The sequence below is a fragment of the Pedobacter folensis genome, assembly GCF_056490665.1.
This window is the reverse complement of sequence record NZ_JBWJIF010000005.1, coordinates 260,247-274,556: the sequence shown is the minus strand read 5'-3', so window position 1 is coordinate 274,556 and position 14,310 is coordinate 260,247. Positions and strand designations below refer to the sequence as shown.

Genomic DNA, 14,310 nt, shown 5'->3' with positions numbered 1-14,310 from the left:
CTTTAGGGGATTTAGGGGTTAACCTTCTACTTTATCCAACAAATCCCTTACGTCGGTAATTTTTCCTGTTACGGCTGCTGCTGCTGCGGTAAGTGGACTAGCCAATAAGGTACGTGCATTTTGTCCTTGTCTACCTTCAAAGTTTCTGTTCGATGTTGATACACAATATTTACCTGCTGGAATTTTATCTTCATTCATTCCTAAACAGGCACTGCAACCCGGCTCGCGTAACTGGAAACCAGCGGCTTCGAAAATTTTATCCAAACCTTCGTTTTTAGCTTGTTGTTCTACTTGTTTCGATCCCGGAACAATCCAAACGGTCACATTATCTGCTTTGCGTTTATCTTTAACAAAATCGGCAACTTCTCGTAAATCTTCAATGCGAGAGTTGGTACAGCTTCCAATGAACACATAATCAACCGGTTTTCCGATCAAAGATGAATCGTCATCAAAGCCCATATAATCCAATGCTTTCTGGTACGAAAGTTTTTCTTTTTCTGGTTGTGCACCAGTTGCCGGAATATGTTCCTGAATGCCCATTCCCATTCCAGGGTTGGTACCATAGGTAATCATTGGAGCAATATCTGCAGCATCGAAGGTTAAAACGCTATCGAATTTCGCATCAGCATCGCTGTATAATGTTTTCCAATAAGCTAAAGCTTTATCCCACTCTTCGCCTGCAGGCGCAAATTCTCTTCCTTTAATGTAATCGAAAGTGGTTTGGTCTGGTGCAATTAATCCACCACGTGCACCCATTTCGATACTCATGTTACAGATCGTCATACGGGCTTCCATACTTAAAGCCTCAATTGCCGAACCTGCATATTCGATAAAATAACCTGTACCGCCAGCGGCAGAAATTTTGGCAATAATGTATAGGATAATATCTTTTGCCCCAACACCTTTTCCAAGTTCACCGTTTACCTCAATTTTCATGGTTTTAGGTTTCGACTGCAATAAACATTGTGTTGCGAAAACCTGCTCCACCTGCGAAGTACCGATACCAAATGCAATGGCACCAAAAGCACCATGGGTGGAGGTATGGCTATCGCCGCAAACCATTGTTTTACCTGGTAAAGTGATACCCAATTCAGGACCGATAACGTGCACAATGCCTTGAAAAGGATGCCCTAAACCATAAAGCTCTACTCCAAATTCTGCGCAGTTTTTCGTTAACATATCAACCTGATAGCGCGAAAGCTCCTCTTTAATCGGCAACAATTGATTTAATGTAGGTACATTATGATCGGCAGTTGCTACAGTCTGCTTCGGACGAAAAACAGGTAAGCCTCTTTTGCGCAAACCATCAAATGCCTGCGGAGAGGTTACCTCGTGTATTAAGTGTGTATCAATGTATAAAATATCAGGAAATCCTTCTTCACTTTTTACAACGTGAGCATCCCAAATTTTTTCTACTAATGTTTTTGACATTTTAACCCCCTAGCCCCCTAAAGGGGGAATTTAAGTTTGTAATTATTATTTTTATAAGACCTGTCCAAAGTCCCCTCTCTTTTAGGAGAGGGGATTTAGGGGTGAGGTTATGCTGTTTTAATCGCTTTCATAGCGGTCATTGCCTTACGCAAAGTAGCTCCGATTTGTTCTACTTCGTGTGAACGGATCGCCTCGTTGATATCAATTAATTTTCTGTTGTCAACTGCGCCATCTTTACCTTCGTTGAAATTTTTACCCACTAAATCAGTATCTACTTTTTTCATGAAATCACCTAAAAGTGGTTTACAAGCCTGATCGAATAAATAGCAACCATATTCAGCAGTATCAGAAATTACGCGGTTCATTTCGAATAATTTTTTACGTGCAATGGTGTTGGCAATAAGTGGTGTTTCGTGTAATGATTCGTAGTAAGCCGATTCTGGTTTAATACCTGCCTGTACCATGGTTTCGAAAGCCAATTCAACACCGGCACGAACAAAAGCAACCATTAAAGTATAGTTATCAAAATATTCTTGCTCGCCGATTTTAACATCACCTGCTGGTGTTTTTTCGAAAGCGGTTTCGCCAGTTTCAGCTCTCCATTTTAATAAATTTTTATCGCCATTCGCCCAGTCTTCCATCATGGTACGGCTAAATTCGCCACTCATAATATCATCCTGGTGTTTTTGGAATAATGGACGCATAATATCTTTCAATTCTTCTGAAATTTCGAAAGCTTTGATTTTAGCCACGTTGCTTAATCTGTCCATCATCGCAGTAATACCACCTTGTTTTAAGGCTTCTGTAATTACTTCAACACCATATTGTACCAATTTAGAAGCATAACCTGCGTCGATTCCTTTTTCTACCATTTTATCGAATGATAGGATAGAACCTGTTTGTAACAAACCACAAAGGATGGTTTGCTCGCCCATTAAATCAGATTTCACTTCAGCTACGAATGATGATTTTAACACACCAGCTCTATGACCACCTGTACCAGCGCAATATGCTTTTGCCTGTGCCAATCCTTTACCTTGAGGATCGTTTTCAGGGTGAACAGCAATTAAGGTAGGAACACCAAAACCACGAACATATTCTGCTCTAACCTCGCTACCCGGGCATTTAGGTGCAACCATAATCACGGTTAAATCTTTACGGATCTGCATACCTTCTTCTACGATATTGAAACCGTGAGAATATAATAAAGTAGCACCTTCTTTCATTAAAGGCATAATTGCATTTACAACAGCAGTGTGTTGTTTATCAGGAGTAAGGTTAATTACTACATCTGCATTCGGAATCAGTTCTTCGTAAGTGCCAACTGTAAAATTGTTTTCAGTTGCATTTTTCCAAGAATCGCGTTTGCCTTCTATTGCTTCCTTACGTAAAGTGTAGCTTACATCTAAACCACTATCTCTTAAATTTAAACCTTGGTTTAAGCCTTGAGCGCCACAACCTACAATTACCAGTTTTTTGCCTTTTAGTGCATTAACGCCGTCTAAAAATTCAGAACTGTCCATGAAGTCGCAAACACCTAATTGGTTTAATTTTTCTCTAAGAGGTAATGTGTTAAAATAATTTGCCATTGTTTTTTATTGGTTAATTTCTATTTAATTATCAATTATATTTTGTTTTTTAATTCGGGTTGATTGCACAGATGGTTTGATTACACAGATTTTTTTATCCATTTTCCATCTCACATCTTCCATCCCTTACAATACTTTCTTTAACGCCCATGCGTAACCATAATGTACGTTATCATGACCAATGGTTGTGATCAGAATTTCTTCTATGCTATTCATCTGTACACCATAGGTAGCGGTTGTGAAAGGAGTGATGTTCGAAAATTTTCCATTTGCATAATCTTCTTTTATTTTTTCAATGCTCGCAAATGCGATGGCTTTCAATTCTGCTACTTCTTCTTCAGTTACCGTATAAGATGGCTTGGTATCCTTTTTATAATACTCGTTAAATTTTACCGAAGCAGCATCTTGTAGTACACCCGTGCGCACATAGCAAAGTGTTTGTGTACTCACTACAATGTGGCCGAAATTCCAGATGATGTTGTTGTTATAACCATCAGGAATTTTATTCAATTCTTCGATTGTTAAACCATCTATTAGCTGAATAAATGCCTTGCGCGAGTTGATTATAAAATCAAATATCTGGTTCATCATATTATATGCTGTATCTATCTAATTATCGTTTTGTTTTTCAGCTTCGGTTAATTCTTCGTTAAAGGTAATCTTGTTAAAGAACGGATCGTTTACGGTTACGGCCCAGGTTCCGTAAAAAGTTTTCTCCAAACCTGGTCTGTTGTATTTGTAATTCTTTGCTGTTATTTCTTTATGGAATTCCTTTAAACCTACACAGTCAACATAAACATGTGCACCAGGAGAACTGTCTCCATGATGCTCGCTCAAATGTAATTCAATGCCATTTAACGAAATCTGCATATAAACCGGGGTATTTTCTTCAAAAGTATGTTCCCAGTCTATTTTAAAGCCTAACCAGTTCACGTAAAATTCAACTGCTTTATCGTAATCGAACATTCTTAAAATCGGTATGGCTTTATTGCATTTCATATTCTCATTTTTCGTCGTTTCGAGGCTGGGTTTGTGTGAGCCGAAGCAATCTATTTGAACTCATCTAAAAAATTGCTTCGTCGTTCCTCCTCGCAATGACGGATTTGTTATGGTTTACATCGTGAAAATCTTCTGTCCTTTTTCTAAAAACTCGTTTTCTACCAATTCTTCACCTGGTTCGAAAGCTTCAAATTCTTTCAGTTTTTCGTGGAAACCGGCACTGTCTTTAATAATGGCTACTCTGGCAGAACGAACAAATTCAATCAGTTCGTAAGGCTCCAAAGCTTTTACCAAAGCATCCGTTTCTTCCCTGTGCCCCGTTACCGCAAAAACAGTATAATCTTTACGGATCACTACCGCACTGGCGCCGTACTGTCTCAATAAACGCTCTACCGTTACTTTTTCTGCAATTTCATCAGTAGAAACTTTGTAAAGCGCCAGTTCCTGCCAGATAATTTCTTCGTTGGTGTTGAAATAAACTTTCAATACCTCAATCTGTTTTTCAATCTGGCGGGCTAGCTTTCTCACCACTTCGTAACCTTCGTGGATGACGATATTGAAACGGTGTATCCCATCAATTTCTGATGGAGAAGTATTTAAGCTTTCGATGTTGATTTTCCTTTTGGAGAAAATAATTGCAATCCTGTTTAATAAACCGATGCGGTTTTCAGCATAAACCGTAATGGTATATTCCTGCTTTCCGTCTAAATCGGCTTTATCTATTTTATGTTCTATTGTATTTTCAGTACTCATGATAATTTCTTTTTTACCTTAAACCTTAGGCCTTTGAACCTTCTACCTTATTTCAGCCTGATTTCGCTTACACTCATTCCTTGTGGAACCATTGGGAAAACATTGTTTTCTCTACCAACCATTACTTCTAATAAGTAAGAACCTTCATGGTTGATCATGGTTTCTAATGCCTGTCTTAAGTTTGCACGTTCATCAACTTTGCTGGCTTCGATGTAATACGATTTTGCTAAAGCCACAAAATCAGGACTGGTGATATTTACAAAAGAATAGCGTTTATCATGAAACAGTTGTTGCCATTGGCGAACCATACCTAAAAAGCGGTTGTTCAGGATCAGGATTTTTACTGCCGCACCGAATTGCATAATGGTACCCAATTCCTGAGGCGTCATCTGGAAACCACCATCACCAATAATGGCAATAACGGTTTTATCAGGTGCACCATATTTAGCCCCAATTGCAGCTGGTAAACCAAAACCCATTGTACCTAAACCACCTGATGTGATGTTGCTACGGGTATTATTGAATTTAGCATAACGGCAGGCTACCATCTGGTGCTGACCAACGTCAGTAACAATTACGGCATCGCCACCACAAATTTCATTGATGTTGCGCAATACTTCGCCCATGGTCATTTCATCACCTGTTGGGTAAAGTTCTGGAGTAATGACCTGATCAATTTCCTCCTGATTGTACTGTCTGAACTTAGCCAACCAATCTTCGTGTTTATTTTCGTTAACTAAATTGGTTAACAGGGGTAAGGTTTCTTTACAATCGCCCCAAACACCAACTTCGGCTTTAACATTTTTATCAATCTCCGCAGGATCGATATCCAAATGCACTACTCTAGCTTGTTTGGCATATTTATCTAAACGGCCGGTTACACGGTCATCAAAACGCATACCGATGGCAATAATTACATCGGCTTCGTTGGTTAACACATTTGGTCCGTAATTACCATGCATACCCAACATACCTACATTTAATGGATGCGAAGTTGGAATAGCACCTTCACCCATAATGGTCCATGCAGCAGGAATTCCGGTTTTATCAATAAATGCTTTAAATTCTTCTTCAGCACTACCTAAAATAACCCCTTGTCCGAATAATACGAATGGTTTTTTAGCTGAGTTGATTAATTCGGCTGCCTGCTCGATATATTCAACCCTAACTTTTGGTTTCGGGCGATAACTGCGAATGTGGTTGCATTTTACATACTCAGGAAATTCCTCCAGCTGTAATTGTGCGTTTTTGGTTATGTCGATTAAAACCGGGCCTGGTCTGCCGCTTTTAGCGATGTAAAAAGCTTTAGCCAGTACCTCTTGAATCTCTTTCGCATCAGTAACCTGATAGTTCCATTTGGTAACCGGAGTGGTAATGTTAATCACATCGGTTTCCTGAAAGGCATCTGTTCCCAATAAGTGGGCGAAAACCTGTCCGGTGATACAAACCAATGGCGTACTGTCTATCTGTGCATCTGCTAAACCAGTAACCAGATTGGTTGCACCTGGTCCGCTGGTGGCGAAAACAACACCCACTTCGCCGCTTGCACGTGCAAAACCCTGAGCAGCATGGATACCACCTTGCTCATGGCGAACCAGTATGTGTTCTAATTTATCGGCATAATCATAAAGAGCGTCATAAATAGGCATGATTGCTCCTCCCGGATAACCGAAAATGGTGGTTACACCTTCTTCAATTAATCCATTCAACAAAACCTGCGAGCCTGTTCCTTTGAATAAGGTTTTTGAGGTTTCTGCTTTCGCCTCGTTTTGTTGTATTGTATCTTGTGCAGTTTCCATAGTTATGTTTTTGCGGTTCTACTATTCTTTAATTTTAAACCCAATTCTTTCTCTGTCTTTCCACTTTATTTGTGCAATTTTTTCATCAATTAAGTTTTCCATTGCATCATAAAGCTCATTTAGCTGAACATCATGTTCACCAATCCGTTCTTTAATTTCTGTTAATTGTTCGTTAAGGTTGCTTTGTTTCAGCAAAATTTTACGAACATCAACAAAAGCCCTCATAATGGCAATGTTCATGTTAATGGCTTTGTCGCTATTTACAACACCGCTTAACATGGCTACCCCTTGCTCGGTAAAGGCATAAGGTAACTTTCTGGTGCCACCCCAACTTGAAATCACAATTTGTGATTTCAAGTTGGGGTGATCCTTTATCACAATTTGTGATGATGCACCCTGGTTAATCGCTTCTATTTGAAATTTTATATTTTCAAATTCTGCAGGAGTCAACTGAAACATAAAATCTTCTGGAAAACGTTTGATATTACGCTTTACAGCCTGATTTAATACTCTTGTCTCCACTTCATAAAGTGATGCCAGATCAAAATCGAGCATTACCCTTTCTCCCCGGATTTCATAAATCCTATTCTGAATACTTTTAATTATTTGCATAATCTATTTTCTTAGTAATCAATTAATCTGGGGGATGATTTTTTGATTTTAATATTCGTCAGTTACACAGCCACTCGCTGCGTCTGAAACTGTTTTAGCATATTTATATAAAACACCTTTTGTTACTTTTAATGCTGGTTGCACATAGTTTTTTTTACGCTCGGCAATCACTTCATCACTTACTTGCAGGTTGATGATGTTGTTTACCGCATCAATCAAAATCCGGTCTTCATCTTCCACTAAGCCAATTAAACCACCTTTGTAAGATTCAGGGGTGATGTGTCCAACCACAAAACCGTGCGTACCACCTGAGAAACGTCCATCAGTAATTAAAGCCACCGATTTACCTAAACCTGCACCAATAATGGCTGAGGTTGGTTTTAACATTTCCGGCATACCTGGTGCACCTACCGGACCAGAATTTTTAATTACAATTACATCACCAGGCTGAACACGTCCGCTTGAAATTCCCGCGATTAAATCGTGCTCACCATCAAATACACGTGCAGGACCTTCGAATTTTTCACCTTCTTTTCCACTGATTTTTGCTACTGAGCCTTTTTCTGCCAGGTTTCCATAAAGAATCTGCAAGTGACCTGTTGCCTTAATTGGCTCACTTAGCTTCTGAATGATTTTTTGATCATAATCCATAATCGATTTTACATCAGCCAAATTCTCAGCTACAGTTTTTCCGGTTACGGTCAGGCAATCGCCATGCAACAAACCCTCGTTTAATAAATATTTCAATACCGCCGGGATACCACCATATTGATGTAGATCCTGCATTAAGTATTTTCCGCTAGGTTTGAAATCTGCAAGTACTGGTGTTACGTCGCTCATGCGCTGGAAATCATCCTGGGTGATTTCGATGCCGATGGCTTTACCCATTGCAATAAAATGTAGTACTGCATTGGTACTGCCACCTAAAATGATAATAGAACGAATGGCATTTTCGAATGCTTTTCTCGTCATGATATCAGATGGTTTGATATCTTTCTCTAATAAAATTTTAATGTATTTACCCGCATCTAAACATTCTTGTTTTTTCTCCTCGCTGATTGCTGGATTTGAAGATGAATAAGGCAAACTCATACCTAAAGCCTCAATTGCTGATGCCATAGTGTTTGCCGTATACATCCCTCCACAAGCACCTGCACCAGGGCAAGTATGTTTTATGATGCCCTGATAGTCTTCCTCAGAAAGGTTGCCACATATTTTCTGCCCCAAAGCCTCGAAAGCTGAAACGATGTTCAATTCTTCGCCTTTGTAATGTCCGGGAGCAATTGTACCACCATAAACCATAATTGAAGGACGATCTAAGCGTGCCATCGCCATAATGGCACCAGGCATATTTTTATCACAGCCAGGGATAGAGATAATTCCATCATAATATTGGCCACCGCAAATGGTTTCGATACTATCGGCGATTACATCGCGACTTACCAGCGAGTAACGCATACCATCTGTACCGTTGCTCATTCCATCACTCACTCCAATGGTGTTAAAAACCAAGCCCACTAAATCATTCTTCCAGACCCCTTTTTTTACATCTTTTGCAAGATCGTTAAGGTGCATATTGCAGGTGTTACCATCGTAACCCATACTTGCAATACCGACCTGTGCTTTAGCCATATCAGCATCAGTTAATCCGATTCCGTAAAGCATAGCTTGCGCTGCCGGTTGTGTTGGGTCTTGTGTAAATGTTTTACTGTACTTGTTTAATTCGCTCATTGTTTAAAAGTGTATGTATGCTGTTGTATTTCAATTATTTCTTTTCGAGGCAAAAAAAAACCGCCTCTTTTTGGGAGGCGGTTTCGATATGGTATATTTTTTATATTATACGCAACGATTTCCACCTCTCTTTTGAGAAATGACAATAATTAGGTTGCTAATAATGTTTGTGTTTATATTCATGTCTTTGATGAATCACAAACATACTAACTATTTAAAAAAAGCAAAGAACTATTTTAATCTTATTTATTTTTTTACGCCAATTACAATTCCTGTTGCCCAAACCTGCTTGGTTAATTGCAGGTCATCACGGGATTCTAAATCTTTGATCAATTTAATTGCCTTATCCTGATGACCATCAGGCCAATTGGATTGGGGCAGCATATCATCAATGATATAAAGTCCACCGGTGTTAAGCATGGATATCGCCTCATCTAAAAGCAAATATTTTCCATGCCAGGTATCAGCAAAAATATAATCGAACTTTTTGTCTTTATTCTTTTCTATCCACTCCGCACCATCGGTATCAACCAATGTTAAACGATCGTCGCTGCTAAGAAATGTTTTGGCAATGGCTAAAAATTTAGCGTCGTTATCAATCGAGGTAAGTGTACTATCCTGATCTAAACCATCTAAAATCCAGGAAGTAGATAAACCTGTTCCGGTTCCAAGCTCCAGAAATTTACCTGAAGGTTTGGTGGCTGCAAGTGTTCTGAGTAAAGAGCAGGTCAACACATCAGATGCCATGTCAAATCCTGATGCTTTTGTTGCACCATTAATTTGCTGGTAGGCCTTCGGGAAGTGTTGATTGATTTCTTCAGTCATCTGCTTTTTGGATCTTATTTATTTTTGGTTGATGGTTTTTTGACTCATGGTTTATGGCCGAATTGGCTATCAACCATTTAACTATGATCTATTAATTAACTTTAAATAATCACCTCGTAATTTACTTTTTCCAATACCAGGTTTTTATAGGCACGTTGTATGGTATAACCAATAGATTCTCTCCATATTGGACGATAAACGATATCATCAATTGAAGCAATGCCGGCTATCTCTGTTGCTGTTCCGCATAAGAAAGCGCTGTCGGCATTTTTAAGATCTTCTATGGTTAGTTTCTTTTCAATACACTCTATATCCAAAACAGTGCAAAGCTCTTTTACAGTTGCACGGGTAATGCCTGGTAAAATGTTCCCTAAAGATGGGGTAAATAATTTCCCGTCTTTTTCGAGGAAGATATTGGCTCCAGATGCTTCAGCAACAAAGCCATGCATATCTAAAAGCAAAGCTTCATCGTAACCTTTAATATTTGCGGCTGTAGTAGCTAAAATAGAATTAACATAGTTTCCACTCAATTTCGCTTCCATTGGAATTGATTTTGGGTTTGGTCTCTCGTAATCGGAAACGGTTAATTTTAATAATTTGTTGCCAGAATATGCATCCCATTCCCAGGCACAGATTAAGATCGAAACTCCACTCGGTTCGTTTAATTTCATGTTCGGGTGGCAAAATACCAAAGGGCGGATATAAGCATCTTTCAGTTTATTTAACTGAAGTAATTTATAGGTCGCAGCAATTAATTCTTGTTTATCCCATGGGAAAGGAATGTTTGCCAGCTGGCAAGAACGCTCTAAGCGGTCGAAATGTGCGGCAGCTTTGAAAATACGGTTGCCGTTGTGCGTTTTATAGGCTCTAATACCCTCGAAAGCAGCATAACCGTAGTGTAGCGACTGTCCGTAAAGGTCAGTACTGCTATTTACAGCCTTTTCAAACTGTCCATCAAGGTAAATAATCGTATTAGAATTATAGTATTTCATAATACTGTGTTTTGTTATTTAAAAAAAGCGTCCCGTTTGTATCGGGACGCTTTAGGTATATTTAGTTTTTTAAAATCTATTTAAACTGCGTCCGCTTGTTACCCCATAAAATGTTTAGGAGTAGGAGGTTAAGTAAAATGACAGGTAACAGCACTACATTGCCAGCTGCTTTTGCAGTAGTATATGTAGAAAAGATGTTATGCTGAGTGGTCATTATTATCTTATTGTTTATAAAAACCAATTTAGTTTTTGGTTCATTAATATGCAAGAGAAATCAGAAAAAAGTTAAATCAATATATTATTCTTATAATTTAGTTATAATCGAAATATTATTCTTAATCAGGGTTGTATTAGTTATTTAATGCCGATAGCCTTAGACTAAATATCAAAACGGTATACGGTCTGTTTGTTATGCTTGCATTATAAATTTTCTATTTTTCTGCCTAAAATGACCAAAAGTGCGCTGAAAATTGAAAATTTAGCCGATATTTTGCTGTAAAAATGTAAGGAAAAATTCAAGCTTTTATATGGGTACGCAGTTACCATTATACCATTTACTACTTATTGGAAATAGTTATGTAATTTAATCGCATAAACTATCGCGATGAAAATAATTTATATCTTTTCGATTCTTTTAATCGGATTATTCGGCAGTTGTTCTTCGACCAATTCGACACTCAATCTTAAGAAGGGCAATCAAACCATTTTAACTTCTGATACGGTAAAGTTATCTGTTAAGGTAGCGGGCAAAGGACCGGTTTGTATCTATTTGCATGGAGGACCTGGTCAGGATTTTCTTTCTTTTGAAAAAATGGGTGGCGCCAAGCTCGAGAAATGTTTAACGATGGTTTATCTCGATCAAAGAGGATCTGGTCACTCGCAAAATGCAAAGAATTATAGTTTAGACCGGCTTGTTCAGGATGTTGAAGAACTGCGGTTAAAATTGGGAGTAGAAAAAGTATACCTGCTTAGTCATTCTTTTGGTGGTATATTGGCCATTAATTACGCGCTTAAATATCCCGAACATTTATCTGGTATGATCATGGCGAATACAATATCCCATTTTATGAATCCGGGGCAGCTGCAGGAACAAATAACTTTTGGTTATAAATTATTGAAAAAAGACACCACTATTCGTGAAACTGATTTTAAAAAATTAATGGATCAAGCGGCTTTGGTCAGAAAGAAACTGAGTGCAGCACATCTCGGATATAAATATATTGCCAATGATGTAAATACCATTGTTAAAATGGATAGCATTGAAAGTTCATACAAGCGGACATCAGATTTTGGAATGACGCTTTTTATGCCATTAATGGATCATACAAGAATTCAGAAATACCCGGAGTATTTTAAAAATTATGCTTTACTGACCAGCGAGATTAAAACCGCTACCTTAATTATAGCGGGTAAGGACGACCATGCGGTTGGCCTGGATTATTATAAAAATTACAGGTTTCCGAACCAGACAGTAGTGCAGATAAATGGTTCGCATATGCTTTATTATGAAAAGAATAAGGAGTTTACTGCGGCTGTTTGTGGTTTTGTTAAGTAGGCAGATAAACAAAAAGCCTCCCGGATTTTTAAATCGGGAGGCTTTCTAAATGTTTAATTATTTTGCTTAAGCGATACCTTCGGCTAAAACCACAATTTTGTTGTGGATCGCTTCAACTACACCGCCTTTAATAAAAAAGCGTTGCTCATCAGCTTTGTTTGCTTTTATAATAACTTCTCCATCTTCTAAAGTAGAGATGATAGGGGCGTGGTCTTTTAAAATCTGGAAAGAACCTAAAGTACCAGGAACCGTAACTGCTGTTACTTCACCTTCGAAAACTTTTTTATCTGGAGTTAATATTTCTAAATTCATTCTTTTTTTAGTTTGGCGTGGAGCGTAGAGCACAGCGCGTTAAAACGCTTAGCCCTTAATGCTTAACGCGTTTCTTAGTTCGCTTCTGCTAATAATTTTTTACCTTTTTCGATCGCATCTTCAATGCTACCAACCAAGTTAAATGCAGCTTCTGGATACTCATCAACTTCACCATCCATGATCATGTTAAATCCTTTGATGGTATCTTTAATGTCAACCAATACGCCTTTTAAGCCGGTAAATTGCTCAGCTACGTGGAAAGGTTGAGATAAGAAACGCTGAACACGACGTGCTCTTGATACTACTAATTTATCTTCTTCAGATAATTCGTCCATACCTAAGATCGCGATGATATCCTGTAATTCTTTGTAACGTTGTAAAGTTTCTTTAACACGTTGTGCAGTGTTATAGTGCTCATCACCTAATACAGCAGGAGAAAGGATACGTGAAGTAGAATCTAATGGATCTACTGCAGGATAAATACCTAACTCGGCAATTTTACGTGAAAGTACGGTAGTTGCATCTAAGTGGGCAAAAGTTGTTGCCGGAGCCGGGTCAGTTAAATCATCCGCTGGTACATATACCGCTTGTACTGATGTAATCGATCCACGTTTTGTTGAAGTAATACGCTCTTGCATTAAACCCATCTCAGTTGCCAATGTTGGTTGGTAACCCACGGCTGATGGCATACGACCTAATAGAGCCGATACCTCAGAACCTGCCTGTGTAAAACGGAAGATGTTATCAACGAAGAAAAGGATGTCTTTTCCAGCACCTTCGCCATCACCATCACGGAAATATTCTGCAACCGTTAATCCTGATAATGCCACACGTGCACGTGCACCAGGAGGCTCGTTCATTTGACCGAAAACCAATGTTGCTTTAGACTCTTTTAATTTTTCAGTATCAACAGCTTTCAAATCCCATCCACCTTTTTCCATTGAGTGTAAGAATTCGTCACCATAGTTAATTACACCTGACTCGATAAACTCACGAAGTAAATCGTTACCCTCACGAGTACGCTCACCAACACCTGCGAACACTGATAAACCAGCATAAGCTTTTGCGATGTTGTTAACCAACTCCATAATTAATACTGTTTTACCTACTCCAGCACCACCGAATAAACCAATTTTACCACCTTTTGCATAAGGCTCTAATAAATCGATTACTTTGATACCTGTAAAAAGCACCTCAGTTTCAGTAGATAAATCTTCAAACTTAGGAGGAGTTGCATGGATAGGGCGACCGTCTGTTTTATCAACTGTGTTGATACCGTCAATCGCTTCACCAACTACATTAAATAAACGACCTTTAATTTGGTCGCCAACTGGCATTTTAATCGCAGCACCAGTATCAACTACGTCCATTCCACGAACTAAACCGTCTGTAGAGTCCATTGAGATCGCACGTACGCGGTCTTCACCTAAGTGCTGTTGAACTTCTAAAACAATTTTTTGTCCATTTTCTTTCGTTATCTCTAACGCATCAAAAATTTTAGGTAGATGGGCATCATTAGCAAAGCTAACGTCAACCACTGGGCCGATAATTTGTGCTATTTTTCCTAAGTTAGGCATATCTGTTGTGAGTAAATTTATTACAGTCAATGAATTAAAGCTGTTTACAGGGGCTCCAATTCGGTTGGCAAAGTTAAGTTATTCTTACTTAATTTTAAATATATATTATAAATTTTTTCAACATGTTAAATGTTG

The 14,310-nt window shown here is 38.6% G+C and carries 13 protein-coding genes; 1 reads left to right on the top strand and 12 read right to left on the bottom strand.

The window, feature by feature from the left end:
• Positions 1-18: 18 nt before the first annotated feature.
• The 10 genes from leuC to ilvE all read right to left on the bottom strand — a co-directional run bounded on the left by leuC (position 19) and on the right by ilvE (position 10,731).
• Positions 19-1,431, bottom strand: coding sequence for a 3-isopropylmalate dehydratase large subunit (leuC, locus tag AC04QZ_RS23750; protein ID WP_057931990.1), 1,413 nt, complete (start codon positions 1,429-1,431; stop codon positions 19-21).
• A 107-nt stretch (positions 1,432-1,538) separates the two neighbouring features.
• Positions 1,539-3,020, bottom strand: coding sequence for a ketol-acid reductoisomerase (gene ilvC, locus AC04QZ_RS23745; RefSeq protein ID WP_086547569.1), 1,482 nt, complete (start codon positions 3,018-3,020; stop codon positions 1,539-1,541).
• Positions 3,021-3,146: 126 nt separating this feature from the next.
• Positions 3,147-3,611 carry a DinB family protein gene (locus tag AC04QZ_RS23740; RefSeq protein ID WP_478359728.1) on the bottom strand — a complete coding sequence of 155 codons (465 nt, stop codon included), beginning with the start codon at positions 3,609-3,611 and terminating at the stop codon, positions 3,147-3,149.
• 18 nt (positions 3,612-3,629) lie between these two features.
• Complete coding sequence (locus tag AC04QZ_RS23735; protein ID WP_086547567.1) at positions 3,630-4,019, bottom strand: glyoxalase superfamily protein; 390 nt, start codon at positions 4,017-4,019, stop codon at positions 3,630-3,632.
• A 114-nt stretch (positions 4,020-4,133) separates the two neighbouring features.
• The gene (gene ilvN / locus AC04QZ_RS23730) at positions 4,134-4,772 is read right to left on the bottom strand and encodes an acetolactate synthase small subunit (protein ID WP_086547566.1); all 639 of its coding nucleotides are present in this window, start codon (positions 4,770-4,772) and stop codon (positions 4,134-4,136) included.
• Positions 4,773-4,819: 47 nt separating this feature from the next.
• Positions 4,820-6,571: a biosynthetic-type acetolactate synthase large subunit gene (gene ilvB / locus AC04QZ_RS23725; protein ID WP_478359727.1), complete on the bottom strand. Its 1,752-nt coding sequence runs from the start codon at positions 6,569-6,571 to the stop codon at positions 4,820-4,822.
• A gap of 21 nt (positions 6,572-6,592) precedes the next feature.
• Entirely contained in the window at positions 6,593-7,183 is a 591-nt protein-coding gene (locus tag AC04QZ_RS23720) for an ORF6N domain-containing protein (protein WP_478359726.1), read from the bottom strand.
• Positions 7,184-7,231: 48 nt separating this feature from the next.
• Complete coding sequence (gene ilvD, locus AC04QZ_RS23715; RefSeq protein ID WP_478359725.1) at positions 7,232-8,914, bottom strand: dihydroxy-acid dehydratase; 1,683 nt, start codon at positions 8,912-8,914, stop codon at positions 7,232-7,234.
• 246 nt (positions 8,915-9,160) lie between these two features.
• A complete protein-coding gene (locus AC04QZ_RS23710) occupies positions 9,161-9,739 on the bottom strand; it encodes an O-methyltransferase (protein ID WP_478359724.1) in 579 nt (192 codons plus the stop codon).
• A gap of 101 nt (positions 9,740-9,840) precedes the next feature.
• Positions 9,841-10,731, bottom strand: coding sequence for a branched-chain-amino-acid transaminase (gene ilvE / locus AC04QZ_RS23705; protein ID WP_086547562.1), 891 nt, complete (start codon positions 10,729-10,731; stop codon positions 9,841-9,843).
• A 604-nt stretch (positions 10,732-11,335) separates the two neighbouring features.
• On the opposite strand from ilvE, the gene AC04QZ_RS23700 reads away from it, so the two are divergent.
• Complete coding sequence (locus tag AC04QZ_RS23700) at positions 11,336-12,286, top strand: alpha/beta fold hydrolase (RefSeq protein WP_478359723.1); 951 nt, start codon at positions 11,336-11,338, stop codon at positions 12,284-12,286.
• Positions 12,287-12,352: 66 nt separating this feature from the next.
• On the opposite strand, the gene atpC is transcribed toward AC04QZ_RS23700, so the two are convergent.
• Both atpC and atpD read right to left on the bottom strand, forming a co-directional pair.
• Positions 12,353-12,598 carry an ATP synthase F1 subunit epsilon gene (atpC, locus tag AC04QZ_RS23695; RefSeq protein WP_055912620.1) on the bottom strand — a complete coding sequence of 82 codons (246 nt, stop codon included), beginning with the start codon at positions 12,596-12,598 and terminating at the stop codon, positions 12,353-12,355.
• A gap of 74 nt (positions 12,599-12,672) precedes the next feature.
• Complete coding sequence (atpD, locus tag AC04QZ_RS23690; RefSeq protein WP_029276465.1) at positions 12,673-14,175, bottom strand: F0F1 ATP synthase subunit beta; 1,503 nt, start codon at positions 14,173-14,175, stop codon at positions 12,673-12,675.
• Positions 14,176-14,310 lie beyond the last annotated feature (135 nt).